Source organism: Streptomyces sannanensis (assembly GCF_039536205.1).
In the GTDB taxonomy this organism is placed as follows: domain Bacteria; phylum Actinomycetota; class Actinomycetes; order Streptomycetales; family Streptomycetaceae; genus Streptomyces; species Streptomyces sannanensis.
This window is the reverse complement of sequence record NZ_BAAAYL010000001.1, coordinates 1,107,401-1,127,177: the sequence shown is the minus strand read 5'-3', so window position 1 is coordinate 1,127,177 and position 19,777 is coordinate 1,107,401. Positions and strand designations below refer to the sequence as shown.

18 protein-coding genes are annotated in these 19,777 nt (G+C 70.9%); 11 read left to right on the top strand and 7 right to left on the bottom strand.

The features are described 5' to 3' along the window. Nucleotides 1-16 precede the first annotated feature (16 nt). The 4 genes from hisG to ABD858_RS05060 all read left to right on the top strand — a co-directional run bounded on the left by hisG (nucleotide 17) and on the right by ABD858_RS05060 (nucleotide 3,982). Entirely contained in the window at nucleotides 17-865 is an 849-nt protein-coding gene (hisG, locus tag ABD858_RS05075) for an ATP phosphoribosyltransferase (RefSeq protein WP_345034868.1), read from the top strand. A 36-nt stretch (nucleotides 866-901) separates the two neighbouring features. Next, complete coding sequence (locus tag ABD858_RS05070) at nucleotides 902-1,366, top strand: PH domain-containing protein (protein ID WP_345034867.1); 465 nt, start codon at nucleotides 902-904, stop codon at nucleotides 1,364-1,366. Between the two features lie 199 nt (nucleotides 1,367-1,565). Next, nucleotides 1,566-2,897 (top strand): hemolysin family protein, encoded by a 1,332-nt coding sequence (locus tag ABD858_RS05065; RefSeq protein ID WP_345034866.1) that lies wholly within the window; start codon nucleotides 1,566-1,568, stop codon nucleotides 2,895-2,897. After that, nucleotides 2,894-3,982 carry a hemolysin family protein gene (locus tag ABD858_RS05060; protein ID WP_345034865.1) on the top strand — a complete coding sequence of 363 codons (1,089 nt, stop codon included), beginning with the start codon at nucleotides 2,894-2,896 and terminating at the stop codon, nucleotides 3,980-3,982. The genes ABD858_RS05065 and ABD858_RS05060 overlap by 4 nt, the downstream gene beginning before the upstream one ends. Nucleotides 3,983-4,570: 588 nt before the next feature. Here the strand turns inward: ABD858_RS05060 and ABD858_RS05055 are convergent. Together ABD858_RS05055 and ABD858_RS05050 are read right to left on the bottom strand one after the other, a co-directional pair. Next, a complete protein-coding gene (locus ABD858_RS05055) occupies nucleotides 4,571-6,469 on the bottom strand; it encodes an AAA family ATPase (RefSeq protein WP_345034864.1) in 1,899 nt (632 codons plus the stop codon). A 367-nt stretch (nucleotides 6,470-6,836) separates the two neighbouring features. After that, on the bottom strand, nucleotides 6,837-7,466 hold the full coding sequence (locus tag ABD858_RS05050) for a uridine kinase family protein (protein WP_345034863.1): 630 nt from the start codon (nucleotides 7,464-7,466) through the stop codon (nucleotides 6,837-6,839). Between the two features lie 198 nt (nucleotides 7,467-7,664). On the opposite strand from ABD858_RS05050, the gene ABD858_RS05045 reads away from it, so the two are divergent. The 3 genes from ABD858_RS05045 (at nucleotide 7,665) to ABD858_RS05035 (ending at nucleotide 11,167) form a co-directional block, all read left to right on the top strand. Continuing rightward, a complete protein-coding gene (locus ABD858_RS05045; protein ID WP_345034862.1) occupies nucleotides 7,665-9,011 on the top strand; it encodes a peptidase C39 family protein in 1,347 nt (448 codons plus the stop codon). A 164-nt stretch (nucleotides 9,012-9,175) separates the two neighbouring features. Then, nucleotides 9,176-9,805, top strand: a complete 630-nt coding sequence (locus ABD858_RS05040; RefSeq protein WP_425586157.1) for a TetR/AcrR family transcriptional regulator — start codon at nucleotides 9,176-9,178, stop codon at nucleotides 9,803-9,805. A gap of 189 nt (nucleotides 9,806-9,994) precedes the next feature. After that, a complete protein-coding gene (locus tag ABD858_RS05035) occupies nucleotides 9,995-11,167 on the top strand; it encodes an acyl-CoA dehydrogenase family protein (RefSeq protein WP_345034861.1) in 1,173 nt (390 codons plus the stop codon). 384 nt (nucleotides 11,168-11,551) lie between these two features. Here the strand turns inward: ABD858_RS05035 and ABD858_RS05030 are convergent, their stop codons facing one another. Next, a complete protein-coding gene (locus tag ABD858_RS05030; protein WP_345034860.1) occupies nucleotides 11,552-11,959 on the bottom strand; it encodes a hypothetical protein in 408 nt (135 codons plus the stop codon). 203 nt (nucleotides 11,960-12,162) lie between these two features. On the opposite strand from ABD858_RS05030, the gene ABD858_RS05025 reads away from it, so the two are divergent. The 4 genes from ABD858_RS05025 to fxsA all read left to right on the top strand — a co-directional run bounded on the left by ABD858_RS05025 (nucleotide 12,163) and on the right by fxsA (nucleotide 15,955). Next, nucleotides 12,163-12,606, top strand: a complete 444-nt coding sequence (locus ABD858_RS05025) for an Lrp/AsnC family transcriptional regulator (protein ID WP_345034859.1) — start codon at nucleotides 12,163-12,165, stop codon at nucleotides 12,604-12,606. Between the two features lie 29 nt (nucleotides 12,607-12,635). Next, nucleotides 12,636-14,288: an amidohydrolase gene (locus tag ABD858_RS05020; protein WP_345034857.1), complete on the top strand. Its 1,653-nt coding sequence runs from the start codon at nucleotides 12,636-12,638 to the stop codon at nucleotides 14,286-14,288. Nucleotides 14,289-14,577: 289 nt separating this feature from the next. Continuing rightward, nucleotides 14,578-15,345, top strand: coding sequence for a polyprenol monophosphomannose synthase (locus ABD858_RS05015; RefSeq protein WP_345034856.1), 768 nt, complete (start codon nucleotides 14,578-14,580; stop codon nucleotides 15,343-15,345). A gap of 46 nt (nucleotides 15,346-15,391) precedes the next feature. Beyond that, the gene (fxsA, locus tag ABD858_RS05010) at nucleotides 15,392-15,955 is read left to right on the top strand and encodes an FxsA family membrane protein (RefSeq protein ID WP_345034854.1); all 564 of its coding nucleotides are present in this window, start codon (nucleotides 15,392-15,394) and stop codon (nucleotides 15,953-15,955) included. A 123-nt stretch (nucleotides 15,956-16,078) separates the two neighbouring features. On the opposite strand, the gene ABD858_RS05005 is transcribed toward fxsA, so the two are convergent. From ABD858_RS05005 to yczE, 4 genes are all read right to left on the bottom strand, one after another. Further along, complete coding sequence (locus ABD858_RS05005; protein ID WP_345034853.1) at nucleotides 16,079-16,453, bottom strand: RNA polymerase-binding protein RbpA; 375 nt, start codon at nucleotides 16,451-16,453, stop codon at nucleotides 16,079-16,081. A 255-nt stretch (nucleotides 16,454-16,708) separates the two neighbouring features. Beyond that, on the bottom strand, nucleotides 16,709-18,052 hold the full coding sequence (locus ABD858_RS05000) for an MFS transporter (protein WP_345034852.1): 1,344 nt from the start codon (nucleotides 18,050-18,052) through the stop codon (nucleotides 16,709-16,711). Between the two features lie 43 nt (nucleotides 18,053-18,095). Beyond that, on the bottom strand, nucleotides 18,096-18,860 hold the full coding sequence (locus tag ABD858_RS04995) for a glycerophosphodiester phosphodiesterase family protein (RefSeq protein ID WP_345034851.1): 765 nt from the start codon (nucleotides 18,858-18,860) through the stop codon (nucleotides 18,096-18,098). 165 nt (nucleotides 18,861-19,025) lie between these two features. Continuing rightward, nucleotides 19,026-19,715 (bottom strand): membrane protein YczE, encoded by a 690-nt coding sequence (yczE, locus tag ABD858_RS04990; protein WP_345034850.1) that lies wholly within the window; start codon nucleotides 19,713-19,715, stop codon nucleotides 19,026-19,028. Nucleotides 19,716-19,777: the final 62 nt, after the last annotated feature.

Here is a 19,777-nt window from a genome sequence, read left to right as displayed (position 1 = left end):
GAAGGAAGCCGATCTCATGCTGCGCATCGCCGTCCCCAACAAGGGTTCCCTGTCCGGACCTGCGTCGGCGATACTCCATGAGGCCGGCTACGCCCAGCGCAAGGAGTCCAAGGAGCTCGTCCTGGTCGACCCCGACAACGAGGTCGAGTTCTTCTACCTGCGCCCGCGCGACATCGCGATCTATGTGAGCTCCGGCCGCCTCGACATCGGCATCACCGGCCGTGACCTGCTGCTGGACTCCGGCGCCAATGCCGAGGAGATCCTCCCGCTCGGCTTCGCGCGGTCCACCTTCCGCTACGCCACCAAGCCCGGCACGGCGAAGGGCCCCGAGGACTTCACCGGAATGACGATCGCCACCTCCTACGAGGGAATCGTCGCCAAGCACCTCGCCGACCAGGGGATCGACGCCTCCGTCGTCCACCTGGACGGCGCCGTCGAGACGGCCATCCAGCTGGGCGTCGCCGAGATCATCGCCGATGTGGTGGAGACCGGCACCAGCCTGCGCAACGCCGGCCTGGAGGTCGTCGGCGAGCCGATCCTCACGTCGGAGGCCGTCGTCATCCGCCGCACCGGCGCGAGCAACGAGGACCCCAAGGTCCAGCAGTTCCTGCGCCGCCTCCAGGGCGTCCTCGTGGCCCGTACATACGTGATGATGGACTACGACATCCGCGCCGAGCACCTGGAGCGGGCCGTCGCCCTCACCCCGGGCCTGGAGTCGCCGACGGTCTCCCCGCTGCACAACGAGGGCTGGGTCGCCGTCCGCGCCATGGTCCCGGCCCGCGAGGCCCAGCGGATCATGGACGACCTGTACGACCTGGGCGCCCGTGCGATCCTCACCACGGAGATCCACGCCTGCCGCCTCTGACCGACCGCGCCAACTGAAGAGAAGACGACGAAGCACATGGCCGCCCCCGCGCCCCAGCCCGAACTTCCGCACCTGCCGGTTACGTTCCGGCCGACCCTGACCCGGGCCGTACTGCTCACCGTGGGGACGGCCATGTTCGTCGTCATCACCGCGGTCGCCCTGCTGCTGGAGAACCTCAGCCCGGGGGAGCGGCTCAGCTTCGTCTTCACCGCGCTGTTGTTCTCCGCCGTACTGGTGCTGCTCAGCCGGCCCAAGGTGGTCGCGGACGACGCCGGGGTCACCGTGGTGAACCTCACCTCCAAGCGTCGGCTGGCCTGGGCGGAGATCCTGAGGGTCAATCTGCGCCCGGGCGACCCCTGGGTCTTCCTCGACCTCAGCGACGGCACCAGCCTGCCCGCGCTGGGTATCCAGCCCGGCATCGCCAGGGCGCAGGCCGTCCGCGACGCCCGGGCCCTGCGCGCCCTCGCCGAGACCCACGGCACGGGCAGCGACAACACCTGATGGGTCCGGTCGGCGAGCAGGAGATTGCGGAGGCGATCTCAATAGTTACTCTGGTGGACGGGGTGCGCCTCGCACCCCGCCCCGCAGCACACCGGCCGCACGGCCCGCGGGGTTCCCTGCGACCAGAGGAGTGACTCCCTCCGGCAATGGACGGACCGTCCGGTAGTACCTGCGCCGCCCCCTCACAGGAGGCGGCGGAATGACCATCCCCCTACTGCTGCTTGCCGCAGCTTTCTTTCTGATCCTCGCCAACGGCTTCTTCGTGGCCGCCGAATTCGGCCTGGTCACCGTGGAGCGGCCGGACGCGGAGCGCGCCGCCGCCGAGGGCGACCGGCGGGCCCGTACGGTCGTCGAAGCCCTCCGGGAGCTGTCCTTCCAGCTCTCCGGCACCCAGCTCGGCATCACCATCACCTCGCTCGTCGTCGGCATGCTCGCCGAGCCCGCGCTCGCCCAGCTGCTGGACGGGCCGCTCACCGCGACCGGAATGCCCGCCGGGGCCGTGTCCGGTGTGTCCGTCGTGATCGGGATGCTGCTCGCCTCCGCCCTGCAGATGGTGATCGGCGAGCTCGTCCCCAAGAACTGGGCGGTCTCCCGGCCGCTGCAGGTCGCCCGGTTCGTCGCCGGGCCGCAGCGCGCCTTCTCACAGGCCTTCCGGCCGGTGATCGCGCTGCTGAACACCGTCGCCAACCGGCTGGTCCGGGCGCTGGGCGTGGAGCCCACCGACGAGCTGGCCTCCGCCCGTACCCCCGGCGAACTGGTCTCCCTGGCCCGTCACTCGGCCCGGGCCGGTGCCCTGGAGCAGGACACCGCGGACCTTTTCGTACGGACCCTGTCGCTCGGCCATCTCACCGCGCAGCACGTCATGACGCCGCGGGTGAAGGTCAGCGCCCTTCAGTCCTCCGCCACCGCGGCGGACGTCCTCAACCTCACCCGGGCCACCGGCCTTTCCCGGTTCCCCGTCTACCGGGACCGCATCGACGAGGTCGTCGGCATGGTCCACCTCAAGGACGCCCTCGCGGTGCCCCTCCACGAGCGCTCGCGCACCCCGGCCGCCCGGATCGCGGTCGCGCCGCTGCTGGTGCCGGAGACCCTGCCCGTACAGCAGCTGCTGGAGCGGCTGCGCAGCGAGCAGCCGATCGCCGTTGTCGTCGACGAGTACGGCGGTACGGCCGGTGTCGTCACCCTGGAGGACATCGTCGAGGAACTCGTCGGCGAGGTCCGCGACGAGCACGACGACGAGGTTGCCGGGCGGCCGGAACTCGCCGCGGTCGCGGCGGAGGACGGAAATCCCGCCTGGGAGGCCGACGGCAGCTGCCGTGTGCTCACCCTCCGGCGCATAGGACTCGACGTGCCGGACGGTCCCTACGAGACCGTGGCCGGCCTCGTCGCCGACCTGCTGGGCCGCATCCCCGCGCCCGGCGACCGCGGCGAGCTGCCCGGCTGGCGGATCTCGGTCCGCCAGGTGGAGCGCTACCGCGCCGAGCGGGTGCGTTTCGTGCGTACCGCCGATGTGGCGGAGGCCGTGCGATGAGCGTGCTGCAACTCCTCTTCGCCCTCCTCCTGGTGGTGGCGAACGGTTTTTTCGTGGGCGCCGAGTTCGCGCTGGTGTCCGTACGCCGCAGCCAGATCGAGCCCTTGGCCGCCGGCTCGGCACGGGCCCGGCAGGTGCTGCACGGGCTGGAACATCTGCCGAGAATGATGGCCGCCGCGCAGTTCGGCATCACCGTCTGCTCGCTGACGCTGGGCGCGGTCGCGGAGCCGACCGTCGCGCATCTGCTGGAACCCGTCTTCCACGCGGTGCATGTCCCCGAGGGCCTCATCCACCCCCTCGGCTATGTGATCGCGCTCGCCGCGGTCGTCTTCCTGCATCTCGTGATCGGTGAGATGGTCCCGAAGAACCTGGCCATGGCTGCCCCGGAGAAGACCGCGCTGTGGCTCGGCCCCGGCCTGGTCGGCTTCGCCCGGCTGTGCCGACCGGTCACCACCGCGCTCGGCGCCTGCGCCCGGGTGGTGCTGAAGCTCTTCCGGGTCGAGCCCAAGGACGAGGTGGAGGCCGTTTTCACCAGCGAGCAGCTGAACCGGCTGGTCGAGGACGCGGGCCAGGCCGGTCTGCTGGAGCCGGAGGAGCAGGAGCGTCTCGAGGACGCGCTGGAGCTGGGCAGCCGCCCGGTCACCGATGTGCTCCTGCGCCGCTCCTCGCTGGTCACAGTCCGCCCCTCGGTCACCCCGAGGGAGGTCGAGGAGCTGACCGTACGCACCGGCTACTCGCGCTTTCCGGTCTGTGCGGAGGGCGGGGCCTTCATGGGCTTCGTCCATGTGAAGGACGTGCTCGAGCTGGAGGAACGGGAGCGTGCGGTTCCGCAGCATGTCTGGCGTCCGCTGGGCGCGCTGCGGGCCGAGCTGCCGCTGGACGACGCCCTGGCCGTGATGCGCCGCTCCGCGGCCCATCTGGCCCAGGTCGCGGACTCCTCGGGCCGGGTGCTCGGCCTGGTCGCCCTGGAGGACGTGCTGGAGATGCTGGTCGGCGAGGTCCGCGACCCGGCCCACCGGGACGTCGCCCCGGTGCCGGTCCCGCTCCCGGCGACCCCGGCCCCGGCACAGGCCCTGGCCCGCTGACCTGGTCCCGCCGGGCGGTGCCGCCGTGCATCGTCCGGCGGGCGCGGAGTTGCCGGTCATCGCGGAGTGCTGACGCGACCCACGCCTGGGCTGGTTGCCGTGCTCCGTCCGGGCGGCCGGTGTGTCCGTCCTCAAGCTCCCCCGGCTACCTCCCCCAGCTACCTCCCCCAGCTACCTCCCCCAGCTACCTCCCCCAGCTACCGCTGGGGGTGCTCCCAGGGTGCCCTCAGGGTGCCCCCAGGGTGCCCTCAGGGTGCCCCCAGAGGTGCCCCCAGGACGGGCTGGGTGGTTGCTGCCGGTTGCCGGTTGCCGTTCCGGGGATACCGTCCGGGCCGGGCATGCCGTGTTTTCCGGGGCGTGACATCAGCGGCTGCGCCGCGGACCCCGGACCCCCGTACGCCGCGCGATCTCGTGGTCCGTATTGATCACCCGGCACGTTCGCGCGTCACACATCACGTTTTACGGCCCGGACAGCACCCCTTGCACGGCCCCCTTCACACGCCGCGGGAGTAGACGGTCGCCCCCTGGTTGTGGGCAGTCGGTTCTCCCCAGCTGACACCGCCCGCAGGGCGCAGCTTTCCACCGTGCTCAGAGCTGCGGCGGGGTCTGGGGCCCGCGGCCCGAGAGGACTTCACCGTAGGCCTGCATCAGGTCGGGCAGGCGCAGCGTCGCGAGATCGTCGCGGGTGGGCTGCGTCGCGTACGTGGACAGACGCAGATCCCGGTACGCGCAGCTCTTCTCGTACAGCGTGCGCAGGAAGCGGCCATTGCCCAGCTCGTCGATCCAGCCCTGCTCGACGACATGCCCGCTGATGCTGCGCAGCTCCTCCAGCGCCTCCTCGTCCCAGGTGTCGCCGTTCTCGGCGGCCAGCACCTCGCCTATGGAGGTCAGTTCCAGCGGCCGGTACGAGGGGAAGTCCACCCGGGTGGTGAAGCGGGAGGAAAGGCCCGGGTTGGCGGCGAGCAGCCGGTCCATGCCCTCCGGGTAGCCGGCCAGGATGACGACCAGATGGTCGCGGTTGTCCTCGGCGCGTTTGAGGAGGACCTGGAGGGCCTCGTCGCCGTAGGCGTCGCCCTTGCTGTAGCCGGTGTTGGAGAGGCTGTACGCCTCGTCGACGAAGAGCACCCCGCCGAGCGCCGAGTCGATGAGCTCATTGGCCTTGACCGCGGTCTGCCCCAGGAACTCGCCGACGAGATCGGCTCGCTGGGCCTCGACCAGATGGTCGCCGCCGAGCAGCCCCAGGGCGTAGAACACCCGGCCGAGAATCCTGGCGACCGTGGTCTTGCCGGTCCCGGAAGGGCCGGAGAAGACGAAATGACGTTTGGGCGGCTGTACGGGCATGCCCTGATCGGCTCGTAGCCGGGCCATGTTCAGCTGTGCGGAGAGCGCCTTGACCTGACGTTTCACCGGCTCCAGGCCGACCATCCGCTCCAGTTCTGCCAGCGCCTCGGCGAGCAGTTCGGGATCGGTGGGCCCGGCGGGGAACTGCGGGGGGCCCGGCTGCACGGGGAAGACCGCCTTCTCCCGTACGGAGTCGGCCGGCCCTGCGGGGACGACGGGCGGGATCAGGGTCTCGCCGATGGTCCGCGGATCGCGGCCGTCCGCCGGGTCGGGCCAGAAGAGCGGGTCGGCTTCGCCGTTCTGCGCCTCGGCCGTGTCCTGGCCGAACCCGTTCAGGGAGACCGCGGCCAGGTCGGTGGGGTCGTCGAATCCGTCGATCTCGGCGATGGCGGCGAGCCGTGCCGCGGTGTCCATGAAGGAGGGGTCGACGCGGTGCACCGCACGGTACAGCGGCAGCGCGGCCGCGGTGCGGCCGGTGCCATCGAGGGCACGGGCGAGCCAGTAGCGCAGCTCTTTGCGCTGGGGCTGCTCGCTGCGGCACCGCATCAGCGCGGCAGTCAGCAGCGGCTCGGCCTGCCCGTACATCTCGAGCCGTACCCGGGCCATCCCGCCGAACAGCCCGGCCTCGATGCCCAGCAGCGGGTCGTCGACGATCGGCTCGGTGTGGCGTACGAGCTGCTCCCAGTCCTTGACCAGATAGGCCCGGCAGGCGTGCAGGAAGCGGACCTGTTGGTCGGTGTCGACGGGCGGCAGGCCGGCGAGGGCCCGGTCGAGCTCCGGGACATGGCGTCCGTCGAGCCAGTGCGAGGCATGGGCGAGCAGCAGATCGCGCGGGCTCTCCAGGACCGGCTGGACCCACCACCCCAGCCAGTACCAGGAGTTCAGGGTCCGTCGGTGGCGGGTGCGCTGCTCGCCGAAGCGGTCGCGGTGCCGGTACATGCGCAGCAGCGCGGTCGTCGTGTCGACGCGCAGCGCATGGAGGCCGAGCCAGGCGTCGGCCATGCCCGGGTCGATACGTACGGCGGCCTTGAACTCGTCCTCGGCCTGCGGATAGGCGCCCATGGTGTAGGCGTCCAGCCCGCGCAGCCAGGCGAGATCGGCCGGGGCCTGTGTGCCCGGCGTGCCGAAGTCCCTCACGTCCCCCACCAACCGTGCCCCCCATGCCGTGCCGCCGGGTGCGCACCCTGCGGCGGCTTGCTGAACCGCCTTGTCGCGGACGGGATTTGACCGATCTCGTTGCATCGTACCCGCGGGGGGTGGCGGACCGAAGGGTGCGTGAAAGGGACCGCGGGATGTGGCGGGGCCGGTGATCCGTGACCCAGGGTGAGCGAGAGGCGGCGCGTCGCACTCGGGAAAGAGGGGGGAGGCAGAACGAAGCCCCCGATCACGGGGGAACAACCGGGGGCTCCGCGTCTGCGGCGGCTCCGTAAAGCCGCACATTGAGAACGTAAGACCTGTACGCCCCCTGGGTCAAGCGCAGTTGAGGGACTCGAGCGGGCGGTTTTCCGACCGTTCAGTGTGGTTGCGAAAGCCGGTAACGCTCCGTGAGGAATTGGTGCGAGCCTGCTGTCACGGAAGGCCCCGGAAGCCACTCATACCCCCCCTGGCACTGGCGCACCAAGGTGTCGGCGAAGGGGCGCGAGGGGTCGTCGGCGAAGTGCCGGAGTTCCTCGGCGGTCCACTCGTCCCAGAAGGCGGACAGTGCCGGGCCGTCCCTGTGCCGGCCGCGCGCCCAGGACATGTCCGCGTCCATTTCCATCCACAGCAGCCGCGCGAGCAGCGGCCGCAGCGTGCGGCGGCCGGCACCCACTCCCTCGATCAGTACGACGGGCTCCGGTTCCAGCGGGAGTCGCGGCCCGAACCGGCGCAGATACCAGTCGTACGGGGCGTAGTGCGCGGTCTCACCGCGGGACAGGGGCCTGGTCACCTGTTCGCGCAGCCGTTCCGTCCACGCGAAGAACTCGTCGTGCGTGGCCAGGTCGTCCAGGTGCAGCACGGGCGCGCCGCCCAGGGTGTCGGCCAGCCTGCCCGCGAAGGTGCTCTTGCCCGAGCCCGCGTGGCCGTCGACAGCGATCAGCCGCACGGGACCGCAGGAGGGCGGGAGCGTGCGCAGCTCCGCCGCGAGCCGGTGGAGGTCGTTCATGCGCCCACCCTAAGCGGGCGGTCTCCGGGGCTTGGCGCGGCACCGCAGGTCATGCCAGTGGTCGAGACCAATATTCGTTTACATGACGCGAGCCGAATCAGTGGCAGAGACGTGCCGTCACCCGCGATAGTGGGGCCCGCTTCATGCATCTGTGATCTTTGCGTCCCGTCCTCATCATCCGTCTGGGGGTCCATGAACATGACCGGAAGCACTCCGCGCAGAACCGTGCTGGCCGCCGCGCTCGCCATGGCGGGCGCGGCCGCGACGTCCACCGCACCCGTGGCGGCGGCCACACGTGACAAGGCCACGGACGCCCCGCTGATCGACAACCGCTCCTGGGCGAAGTACGCGGACTGGCGCGGCGGCACCGCGGCGGGCACCCGGGCCCGCCCGGGCAGCCGCCCGGGCCTGGTCATCGACGCTCCCACGGGCCTCACCGAATATGCCGACCCGCACACCGGCACCACGACCTCCTGGGAGTACGCCACCTGGACATCGCCCGTGCACCGGCCGTCCGTGCCCGCGACGGAGGTCATCGCCTCCTGGAACGCCGACACCCCCGCAGGCACCTGGCTCCAGGCCGAGCTGCGCGGCGGCTACTCGGACGGCACCGCGACGCCCTGGTACGTCATGGGCCGCTGGGCGTCGGGCGACGGTGACATCCGCCGTACCTCCGTCGACGACCAGACGGACGGCAGGAGCAGCATCTGGACCGACACCTTCTCCATCGACTCTCCCGCGAGCGGGCTGCGCCTGGTCTCGTACGAGCTGCGGCTGACCCTGTTCCGCCGGCCGGGCAGCGGGCTCACGCCCGTCGTGTGGCGGCTCGGCGCGATGGCCTCGGACATCCCGGACCGGTTCACCGTACCGGCGTCCGTGCCCGGCGTGGCCGGGGAACTGCCCGTACCGCGCTACTCGCAGAACACGCACGTCGGCCAGTACCCGGAGTACGACAACGGCGGTGAGGCCTGGTGCAGCCCCACCTCGTCGCAGATGATCCTCGAGTACTGGGGCCGCCGGCCCAGCGCCGAGGACCTGGCCTGGGTCGATCCGGCCTTCGCCGACCCGCAGGTCTGCCATGCCGCCCGGTTCACCTACGACTACCAGTACCAGGGCTGCGGCAACTGGCCGTTCAACGCGGCCTACGCGGCCACGTACCCGGGCATGAGCGCGGCCGTCACCCGACTCCGGTCGCTGACCGACCTGGAGAGGCTGATCCGCGCGGGCATCCCGGTCATAACGTCCCAGTCGTTCCGCAAGGAGGAGCTGACCGGGGCGGGCTACGGCACCTCGGGTCATCTGATGACGGTGATCGGCTTCACCGCCGAAGGCGATGTGATCGCAAACGACCCCGCCTCACCGAGCAACGACGCCGTACGCCGCGTCTACCGGCGCCGTGAGTTCGAGAACATCTGGCTCAGGACCAAGCGGTACAACGCCACCGGCAAGGTCGTCTCGGGCACCGGCGGGGTCTGCTATGTCTACTGGCCCGCCAAGCCCACAGGCTCCCAGAAGCAGGCCCTCGCCGCCGTTGGTATCAGCTGACCCAAGGATCTGAATCCCTTCCTCGGCCCCTGGTACCGTGTTCTGGCCCCGCAAGGGGCCGGTTCGGGCTGGACCGCAACCTTCGGGTTGGAAGCCCGCGCTTCAGGCGTGGGTGGAGTTGCACTGCGGAGATCCTGTGACGGTTGCAGAGACCGAGGTCAAACTTGAGCAGCAGTCAACAAAGCTTCGCGTCGGCCGGGCGGTCCCAGGACCGCCGGGCCGAACTCATGGCGATCGGCCGGAAGTTGTTCGCCGACACCTCCTACGACACGCTGTCGATGGACGACATCGCCAAGCATGCCGGGGTGGCCAAGGGCCTGATCTACTACTACTTCAAGAGCAAACGCGGCTACTACCTCGCGATCGTCGAGGACTCGGTCGCCCAGCTGGTCGCCCGGGCCGCCTCCGGCACCGAACTGCCGCCCGCCGAGCGCGTGCACCGCACCGTCGACGGCTATCTGCGCTACGCCCAGAGCCACCAGGCCGCCTACCGCACCATCGTCACCGGCGGCGTCGGCTTCGACACCCAGGTCCAGGCGATACGCGACACCGTGCGCGAGGAGTTGATCGCCACCATCGCCGAGGGCGCCTACGGCCGCCGGACGATCCCGCTGATCGCCCGTCTCGCCCTGCTCGGCTGGCTCACCAGCGTCGAGTACGTCACCCTGGACTGGCTGGGCCATCAAGAGCTGGGCCGGGACACCGTGCGCGATCTCCTGGTCCGCATGCTAGGCGGCACTCTCCGTACGATCGAGGAGTTCGAACCGGGCTGCCCGGCCCGGGAAGTGGGCTGACGAGGAAAGACAGAAAATCACCCCGTGACGGGGGCCTTCCGATCGGGCATACTCAACCCGCCACAGCCACTGACGTGCCCCTTCCGTGATCCGGGAGGGCGGCACCGGCTGGGCAGTTCGACCCCGGCGGCGCCGCCACACCCTGCGCCGGCGACCGCCGCAGCGCCCGAAAGGGAGGAGAGCGCCGCAATGCCCGAGCACGCCCCGCAACCGGTGGAGAGAGAGCTGCCCACCGAGGAGTCCCGCGACCTCATCGCGCTGGTGCGCGACATCGTGGAGCGCGAGATCGCGCCCAGGGCCGCCGACGAGGAGGCCGAGGGCCGCTTCCCGCGGGAGATCTTCTCGCTGCTCTCGGAAGCCGGGCTGCTCGGCCTTCCGTACGACTCCGAGTACGGCGGCGGAGACCAGCCGTACGAGGTCTACCTGCAGGTACTCGAAGAGCTTGCCGCCGCCCGCCTCACCGTCGGCCTCGGTGTCAGCGTCCACTCGCTCGCCTGCCACGCCCTGGCCGGGTACGGAACCAAGGACCAGCAGGGCGAGCACCTGTCCGCGATGCTGGGCGGCGGCCTCCTCGGCGCGTACTGCCTCTCCGAGCCCGCCTCCGGCTCCGACGCCGCCTCGCTGCGCACCAAGGCCGTGCGCGACGGCGACGACTGGATCATCACCGGCACCAAGGCCTGGATCACCCACGGTGGTGTCGCCGACTTCTACACCGTCCTGGCCCGCACCGGCGGCGCGGGCCCCAAGGGCATCACGGCCTTCCTCGTGCCCGGCGACGCGGAGGGCCTGAGCGCCGCGGCGCCCGAGAAGAAGATGGGCATGAAGGGCTCGCCCACCGCCCAGGTGCACTTCGACGATGTCCGGGTGTCCGACGCCCGCCGCCTCGGCGAGGAGGGCCAGGGCTTCTCCATCGCGCTCGCCGCGCTGGACGCCGGCCGGCTCGGTATAGCCGCCTGCTCCATGGGCGTCGCCCAGGCCGCACTGGACGCGGCCCTCGGGTACGCCCTGGAGCGCAAGCAGTTCGGCCGGCCGATCTCGGACTTCCAGGGCCTGCGCTTCATGCTCGCCGACATGGCCACCCAGATCGAGGCGGGCCGCTCGCTGTACCTCGCGGCCGCGCGGCTGCGGGACGCCGGCAAGCCGTTCTCCAAGCAGGCCGCCATGGCCAAGCTCTTCTGCACGGACGCCGCGATGCGGGTCACCACGGACGCGGTCCAGGTCCTCGGCGGCTACGGCTACACGCAGGACTTCCCGGTCGAGCGCTATATGCGTGAGGCCAAGGTGCTGCAGATCGTCGAGGGCACCAACCAGATTCAGCGCATGGTCATCGGCCGCCATCTCGCGGGCCCTGAGACCCGCTGACCCGCCCCGGCCACGCGGGTGACGCCGTGAGCCGGGTCCACTCCTGGTCCCGGCGTCCCGGCACGGTTCTGCCGAGCTTCGCCCAACGGCGCACGAGCTCCCGGTAGATGGGCGGGTCGGAGGGACGCGGAACCGATTCTTCAGGAAGAGGCGCCACGCGGCGGCGCTTCGGGCCGGACACGGAATACAGCAGGCTCATGCCCGGCCAACGCCAGGTGCCCGTCTCCGGTCACGTTCGACCGTTCGTTCAGGGCATCCGGCCTGCGGTGGTTCCGGAGCCCCGGCCCGGCCGGGGCTCCGCCCCAGCCTCCGGTCCTCAACCGCCGGACGGACGGAAGCAGGCCCGTCCGGCGACATGACCTCGGCCGGATATCCGACGTACTGTCAGGCGGCTTGACGCCGCATCTGCGGCATCTTGATGGGACGCGAGCCCGGACCGCCGACGTGCGAGAAGGGCTGCGTCCGCCAGTCGAGTCCCTGGGGGAGCGTCAACAGCAGTGCGGTGTCCTGCTCCTGGAGCCCCAGCGCCTCGTCCGCGGGGCGAGCATCGGCCGCGGACCGGCCGGTGCCGGTGCACACGGTGAGCACGAACGGGTTCCACGGAGTGGGGCACAACGCGTGCTCCGGCAGGACGTCCTCGTCCGCCAGCAGCGCGATCGGCTGTGCGCAGTCCGGGCAGATCACCCGGTACATCTCGAAGGTGTCGTAGGCGTCGAGACCGTCGTCGTCCACGGACTCGAGGAAATCGGCAGGCTCCGGTTCGGTACGGCTGCCGCGCTCAAGACTCTGCATGGAGATACTCCCCCTTGGGTGGGCCGACCTGGCAGGTGCGCCCTCGGCCACAGCAAGCACTTCCCGCCACGCGTGCGGGGTAACCCGCGTTTCCCTCCGGACACTTCCGCGCGCCTGTGGTGTTCGTCACATGTGCCCCGCGGGTGCCCGCATGCCGACCCCGGCTGTGCCGGAGGGGCCTCGGGGCAATAGGTTGATCGGCTATGGAGGACCTGGATCGTCAGATCGTCGATCTGCTCGTCAAGGACGGGCGGATGAGCTACACCGACCTGGGCAAGGCCACGGGCCTGTCCACATCGGCCGTGCACCAGCGGGTACGCCGCCTGGAACAACGCGGGGTGATCCGCGGGTACCGGGCCGTCGTCGACCCCGAGGCGTTGGGACTGCCGCTGACCGCTTTCATCTCGGTGAAACCCTTCGACCCCAGCGCGCCCGACGACACCGCCGAGCGGCTGGCCGGGGTCGAGGAGATCGAGGCCTGCCACAGCGTCGCGGGGGACGAGAACTACATCCTCAAGGTCCGCGTCGCCAGCCCGGCGGAGCTGGAGAACCTGCTCACCCGCATCCGTTCCGCGGCCGGTGTCTCGACCCGTACTACCGTGGTCCTCTCCACCCCGTACGAGGCACGCCCGCCCCGCGTGCAGTGAGCGGGGCCGCAGGGGCGAAACTGGTGCTCATGACCGAGAGCACTGCCCCACAGACTCCACCGGGCGAACCCCGGACCGTGCTGCTGCGCGGTGGAGACGTCCACAGCCCCGCCGACCCCTTCGCCACCGCGATGGTCGTGGAACGCGGGCATGTCGCCTGGGTCGGCTCCGAAGGCGCGGCCGATGCCTTCGCCTCGGGCGTCGACGAGGTGATCGACCTCGAAGGCGCCCTGGTCACCCCGGCGTTCACCGACGCCCATGTCCACACCACGGCCACCGGACTCGCCCTGACCGGGCTCGATCTGTCCGGTGTCCGCACACTCACCGAGGCCCTGGAGCGGGTACGCGCACACGCCGTCGCCCGGCCTGCCGACAAGGTGCTGCTGGGCCATGGCTGGGACGCCACCCGCTGGACCGAGCAGCGCCCCCCGACTCGCGAAGAGCTCGACCGGGCCGCGGACGGCAGGCCGCTGTATCTGCCCCGTGTCGACGTCCACTCGGCCGTCGTGACCACCGCACTGCTCGACCTCGTCCCCGGCATCACAGAGCTGGCCGGCTACCACCCCGACGCCCCGCTGACCGGCGCCGCGCACCACGCCGTGCGCGCCGCCGCGCACGCGGCGATCACTCCGGAGCAGCGCACCGAGGCTCAGCGGGCGGCCCTGTGCAGGGCCGCCTCGCTCGGCATCGGCACCGTCCACGAATGCGCGGGCCCCCAGATCTCCGACGAGCAGGACCTCCGCGGACTGCTGCAGCTCGCCGAGGAGGAGTCCGGCCCGCGCGTCGTCGGCTACTGGGCCGAGCAGGTCACCGACGCCAAGGGCGCCCAGCGTGTCCGTGAGCTCGGTGCCATCGGCGCGGCAGGTGACCTCTTCGTCGACGGTTCCCTCGGCTCGCACACCGCGTGCCTGCACGAGCCGTACGCCGACGCCCCGCACACCACGGGTGTCGCCCACCTCGACGCGGCCGCCGTCGCCGCCCATGTCACGGCCTGCACCGAGGCAGGCATCCAGGCGGGCTTCCACGCCATCGGCGACGCCGCGGTCACCGCCGTCGTCGAGGGCGTCCGGGCCGCGTCCGAGAAGCTCGGCCTGGCCAGGATCCGGGCCGCCCGCCACCGGGTCGAGCACGCCGAGATGCTCACCCCCGAGACCGTCGCCGCCTTCGCCGAACTGGGGCTCACCGCCTCCGTGCAGCCCGCCTTCGACGCGGCCTGGGGCGGCGAGGACGGGATGTACGCGCAGCGCCTCGGCGTCGAGCGGGCCCGCACCCTCAATCCGTACGCCGCCCTGCTGCGCGCCGGGGTGCCGCTGGCCTTCGGCTCCGACAGCCCGGTGACCCCGCTGGACCCCTGGGGCACCGTCCGTGCCGCGGCCTTCCACCGGACCCCCGAGCACCGGATCTCCGCACGCGCCGCCTTCACCGCCCACACCCGGGGCGGCTGGCGGGCCGTCGGCCGTGACGACGCAGGCGTGCTGGTGCCCGGGGCCCCGGCCGACTACGCGGTCTGGCGCACCGACTCCCTTGTGGTCCAGGCCCCCGACGACCGGGTCGCGCGCTGGTCCACCGACCCGCGCTCCGGTACGCCGGGGCTGCCGGATCTCACGCCGGGCGCCGCGCTGCCCGTCTGTCTGCGCACGGTGGTGTCCGGGCACACGGTGTTCGTGCGGCCGGACGAGTGACGTACGGGCATCCCGTATCACCCGGCGGGGCCGCCGTCAGTGGTCCCGCCACCTGGTGAACTACCGCATCGTCGCAGGTCGGACGGGTATTGACAGGGGGCGGCGAGGGGTGGGTAGGTTCTGCGGCGGGTGGGGTCCGACGCCCAGTAGACAACGGACCCGGCCGGCCGTCGGCACACGGCCGGCCGGGGCGGCCCGAAGGGCGCCGGACCCGATCCGCAGCGCTGCCCCGAATCAGGCGATCCGCTCGCTATGGTGGTCCCTCAGCACGGACAGTGAAGGGGCAGTAGTGAACGACGCGGGTCAGAGGCGGTACGGTCCGCTGGGCAGAGCCCTGGTGATCATCCCGACCTACAACGAGGCCGAGAACATCGAGCCGATCATCACTCGCGTACGCGCCGCCGTTCCCGAGGCGGACATCCTCGTCGCCGACGACAACAGCCCCGACGGCACGGGAAAGATCGCCGATGAGTTCGCCGTCGGCGACAGCCAGGTCCACGTTCTGCACCGCAAGGGCAAGGAAGGCCTCGGCGCGGCCTATCTGGCCGGCTTCCGCTGGGGCATGGACCACGGCTACGGCGTACTGGTGGAGATGGACGCGGACGGCTCGCACCGGCCGGAGGAGCTGCCCCGGCTGCTGACCGCGCTCAAGGGCGCCGATCTGGTGCTCGGTTCCCGCTGGGTGCCCGGCGGCCGGGTGGTCAACTGGCCCAAGTACCGGGAATTCCTCTCGCGCGGCGGCAGTACGTACTCGCGGGTGCTGCTCGGCGTGCCGATCCGTGATGTCACCGGCGGCTACCGCGCCTTCCGCCGGGAGACCCTCGAGGGACTCGGACTCCAGGACGTCGCCTCCCAGGGGTACTGCTTCCAGGTCGACCTGGCCCGGCGCGCGGTCGCCGCCGGATATCACGTCGTCGAGGTGCCCATCACTTTCGTGGAGCGCGAGGCGGGCGACTCCAAGATGAGCCGGGACATCGTCGTCGAAGCACTGTGGCGGGTCACCGCCTGGGGTCTGCAGACCCGGGCGAACCGCGTACTGGGCCGCAAGCGCCCTTGATCGCCCTCGTGTACCGGCGTGAACCGGGCCCAGGCACACTGGGAGCATGACGATCGGCGCACCGCCTCAGAAAGCCCATGGGCGCTCCCGCGCCCGCAGGTTCGTACCCCTCGCCCTCGCCGCCTGGCTGGTGCTGGAGATCTGGCTGTTGATCCTGGTCGCCGAGGCGATCGGGGGCCTGACCGTACTGGCCCTGCTCGTGGGCGCCGCGGTGCTCGGCGGTGCGGTGATCAAACAAGCCGGCCGGCGTGCCTTCCGGCGCCTCACCGAGACGTTCCAGCCGGGGGCGGCCACCGAACCCGGGTCCGAGGGCAGCGGCAACGCGCTCACCATGCTCGGCGGGCTGCTGCTGATCCTGCCGGGCTTCATATCGGACCTGGCCGGACTGCTGTGTCTCGTACCCCCGGTGCGGAAGTGGCTCGGCCGGTACACGGAACGGGCCCTGGAGCGCCGGATGAGGCGGGCGACGCCCGGCAGCCTGGGCAACGCTTTCCAGCAAGCCCGCATGCACCGCCCGGACGGAAAGATTGTCCAGGGTGAGGTCATCCGCGAGGACACCCCGCAGCCCCCCTCCCCGGGGGACCAGCCGCGCCCTCCCCTCACGTCCTGAAGCCCGGGGGCTTCGGCCCCCGGCCCGGGACACCCCGGTGGCGCACACGCGAGAGCCGCGGGTCCCGGACACTCGGTGTCCGGGACCCGCGGCTCTTTGCGCTGTGCGCGCGTAACGCGAGCGTTACGCGGACTTGCGGCTGTCCCTCGGGTGCACGGCGATGTTCATCGCGCCGGAGCGCAGAACCTCCAGCCGCTCCGCCAGGACCTCTTCGAGCTCCTCGCGGGTGCGCCGCTCCATGAGCATGTCCCAGTGCGTGCGCGCGGGCTTCGCCTTCTTCTCCTCGGGACCCTCGCCGTCCACCAGGAGTGCCTGGGCGCCACACGCCTTGCACTCCCACTCCGGCGGGATCTCCGCCTCAACCGAGAACGGCATCTCGAATCGATGTCCGTTCTGGCATGCGTACTCCACCGCCTGGCGCGGGGCCAGATCGATGCCACGGTCCGTCTCGTAGCTGGTCACCACGAGACGCGTGCCGCGGAGAGCTCGCTCACTCATGAATCGTGCCTCCCGGGCTTGTCGCCCACAGGACAGGTGTCGCTGTCGTCGTCATCCGGTCAACGTCCGGTCGGCGGTAAAGATTCCCGTTCCGGGTCATGCGTCGCCCGTCGTGCCGCCCCTTGTTGTACCCACCAATGCCCGTTTTGTCACATCTGACAGAAGTTGTCACCCAGTGTTTTCACTTCTTCAGCGCGCAGTAACGGTCCGTCTGGCAGGCCAAAGGCGTACACTACCGGCCTTTCACTTCAACGTCTAAATCCGGTCCGGAACCGGGTTCCCCGCGGCAGCCACCGCGCGCCGCACCGGCACCCTCGCAAGCAGTACGAAACCGAGCGCGAAGAAGATCACCAGCGAGATGATCGCGTCCCGGTAGCTGCCGGTCAGCTGGTACGCGAGACCGAATACCAGCGGCCCCAGCCAGCTCATCCCGCGGTCGCTGATCTCGTAGGCCGAAAAGTACTCGGCCTCCTTGCCGGGCGGCACCAGATGGGAGAAGAGCGAGCGTGACAGCGCCTGGCTGCCGCCCAGGACGAGGCCGATCGCCGCCGCCAGCGCGAAGAACCAGACCGGCGCCCCGGCCGGCAGGAAGTACCCCGCACCGATCGTCAGCGTCCACGCGGCCAGCGAACCGAGGATGGTGCGCTTGGCACCGTACCGCCGGGCCAGCACCCCCATGCCCAGTGCGCCCGCCACCGCCAGCACCTGCACCAGCAGCACCGCTGTGATCAGGGTGCTCTGGTCGAGGCCCAGCTCCTCGGATCCGTACACCGAGGCCTGCGAGATCACCGTCTGCACGCCGTCGTTGTAGACGAGATAGGCGAGCAGGAAGGACAGCGTCAGCGGATGGCGGCGCATGTCCCTCAGGGTCGCGGCCAGCTGGCGCCAGCCCGTCCCGACCGCGCCCTCCGCGCCGCGGTCCACCCGCCGGTCACGCAGCCGCCGCAGCGGTACGAGTGTGAAGGCGCCCCACCACAGTCCGGCCGTGGCGAGGCAGATCCGTACCGCGGTCCCTTCGGAGACGCCGAAGCTCTCGTGCCCGGAGTACAGGACGAGGTCCAGGACGAGAACCAGGGCGCCCGAGGTGTAGCCGAAGGCCCAGCCCCGGGAGGAGACCGTGTCCCGTTCCTCGGGTTCGGCGATCTGTGGCAGATAGGCGTTGTAGAGCACCATCGAGACGGACATCGCGGCGTTGGCGACGATCAGCAGCACCGCGCCCAGCAGATATCGCTGCCCGTCGAGGAAGAACATCCCGGCCGTCGCGCCCGCCCCCACGTAGGCGGCGGCGGCGAGCAGAGGCTTCTTGCGCCCCGTGCGGTCCGCGGCGGCGCCCACGAAGGGCGTCACCAGCACGGCGAGGACGACCGACGCCGACACGGCATAGGCGAAAACGGCTCCCGCCCGCACGGGTATGCCCAGCGGATGCACAAAGCCCTCGGCGTCCGCGGCCGCCTTGGCGACCGAGGTGAGATACGGGCCGAGAAACACGGTGAGCACGCTCGTCGAATAGACGGAGCATGCGAAGTCGTAGAAATACCAGCCGCGTTGCTCGCGCCGGCGGTCGGCCGTCTCCGCCCGCGCGATGGTCCCAGCGCTCAATCCGAGCCCCCCTGCTCGTCCCCGTGTCCGACGCTCGGCCCGGTCAGATCCAAGCCCCCCGCTCGGTCAGCACCGTGCGCAGCGTCTCGATGTGATCGGTCATGATGCCATCTACGCCGAGATCGAGGAGGCGGGCCATACGATCGGGCTCGTTCACCGTCCAGACGTGCACCTGGAGTCCGTGCGCGTGGGCGGTCCGTACGAACCGCCGGTCCACGACCCGGATGCCGCCCTGGCTCTCCGGAACCTGCACGCAGACCGCGCCGGTCCGCAGCGCGGCGGGGAGGGCGTACGAGCGCAGCCGCAGCCCGAGCACGCCGCGCACGCCGTAGGAGGTGGCGAGCCGCGGCCCGGCCAGCCGGTGCGCCCTGGCGACCCGGCTCTCGGAGAAGGAGCCCACGCACACCCGGTCCCAGGCGTTGGTCCTGCGGATCAGCTCGACCAGGGGGACGAGCGCGGGCTCGGCCTTGATGTCGATGTTCCACCGGGCGTCCGGGAACTCCTCGAGCAGTTCCTCGAAGAGCGGCAGCGGCTCGCGCCCCGCCACCCGGGCGAGCCGCACCGAGCTCCACGGCAGGTCGGCGATCCGGCCGCGGGTGTCCGTGACCCGGTCCAGCGTCGCGTCGTGGAAGGCGACGAGACGGCCGTCCTTGGTGGTGTGTACATCGGTCTCGAAATAGCGGTACCCGGCCTTCGCCGCCCGTTCGAAGGCGGAGGCGGTGTTCTCGAGCCCGTCCGCCGTTCCGCCGCGATGGGCGAAGGGTATCGGCGCGGGATGGTCCAGGTAGGGGTGGCGTACGCGAGTCACCGCCGCAGTATCGCGCGTCGCGGTGTACGCCCGGCGGCCACCGTGCTGCGACCCCCTTACAGCTCCGATGGCTTCCGGGGCATTCAGGCGTGTATCGGCGCTCGGGTCGCTCACGCGGCGGAGCCGCATATCGGCATGAGCCTCGCGACCTGCGCGCTCTGCCGGCTACCTCCCCCGGCTGCCGCTGGGGATGCCCCCAGGGGTGCCCCCACTCCCTTCCACAGCGTCGATATGAGCCTCCGGCGCGTGGGGCGCGCCCCTTCGGCCGCCGTCTTCCGGGATGGCGAAGAACCTCAGGAAGATCTGCGCGAGCGGGCCGATGGCCAGCGCGTAGGCGATCGTGCCCACGCCGACCGTGCCGCCCAGGGCGAAGCCGGTGGCGACGACGGTGACCTCGATCCCGGTGCGGATGAGCCGGATGGACCGGCCGCTGACCCGGTGCAGTCCGGTCATCAGACCGTCGCGCGGACCGGGACCGAAGCGGGCGGATATGTACAGGCCGGTCGCCATGCCGTTGAGCACGATGCCGCCGACCGTCATCAGGATCTGGGGCGCGAGAGGGCGGACGTCGGGGACGACGGAGAGCGTGCCGTCCATCGCGAAACCGATCACGAAGACATTGGAGACCGTGCCGAGGCCGGGCTTCTGCTTGATCGGGATCCACAGCAGCAGCACCACGGCTCCGACGATGATCGCCACGGTGCCGATGCTGAGACCGGTGATCTCGGCCAGGCCCTGGTGCAGCACATTCCACGGTTCCAGTCCGAGACCGCTGCGGACCAGGAGCGCCGAGCTGACCCCGTACAGCACCAGACCGAGATAGAGCTGAAGCAGGCGACGGGTGAGATTGGACAAGAGAATGCCCCCCTGTGGTGGTACTGGACTGACTCGTGACACTCTGTGGCTGGCAATCGGAA

Bases quoted from the DNA above. Each gene is read 5' to 3' on its own strand.
- hisG (WP_345034868.1), top strand. From the start codon at position 17: ATGCTGCGCATCGCCGTCCCCAACAAGGGTTCCCTGTCCGGACCTGCG.
- ABD858_RS05070 (WP_345034867.1), top strand. From the start codon at position 902: ATGGCCGCCCCCGCGCCCCAGCCCGAACTTCCGCACCTGCCGGTTACG.
- ABD858_RS05065 (WP_345034866.1), top strand. From the start codon at position 1,566: ATGACCATCCCCCTACTGCTGCTTGCCGCAGCTTTCTTTCTGATCCTC.
- ABD858_RS05060 (WP_345034865.1), top strand. From the start codon at position 2,894: ATGAGCGTGCTGCAACTCCTCTTCGCCCTCCTCCTGGTGGTGGCGAAC.
- ABD858_RS05050 (WP_345034863.1), bottom strand. From the start codon at position 7,466: ATGAACGACCTCCACCGGCTCGCGGCGGAGCTGCGCACGCTCCCGCCC.
- ABD858_RS05045 (WP_345034862.1), top strand. From the start codon at position 7,665: ATGACCGGAAGCACTCCGCGCAGAACCGTGCTGGCCGCCGCGCTCGCC.
- ABD858_RS05035 (WP_345034861.1), top strand. From the start codon at position 9,995: ATGCCCGAGCACGCCCCGCAACCGGTGGAGAGAGAGCTGCCCACCGAG.
- ABD858_RS05030 (WP_345034860.1), bottom strand. From the start codon at position 11,959: ATGCAGAGTCTTGAGCGCGGCAGCCGTACCGAACCGGAGCCTGCCGAT.
- ABD858_RS05025 (WP_345034859.1), top strand. From the start codon at position 12,163: ATGGAGGACCTGGATCGTCAGATCGTCGATCTGCTCGTCAAGGACGGG.
- ABD858_RS05020 (WP_345034857.1), top strand. From the start codon at position 12,636: ATGACCGAGAGCACTGCCCCACAGACTCCACCGGGCGAACCCCGGACC.
- fxsA (WP_345034854.1), top strand. From the start codon at position 15,392: ATGACGATCGGCGCACCGCCTCAGAAAGCCCATGGGCGCTCCCGCGCC.
- ABD858_RS05005 (WP_345034853.1), bottom strand. From the start codon at position 16,453: ATGAGTGAGCGAGCTCTCCGCGGCACGCGTCTCGTGGTGACCAGCTAC.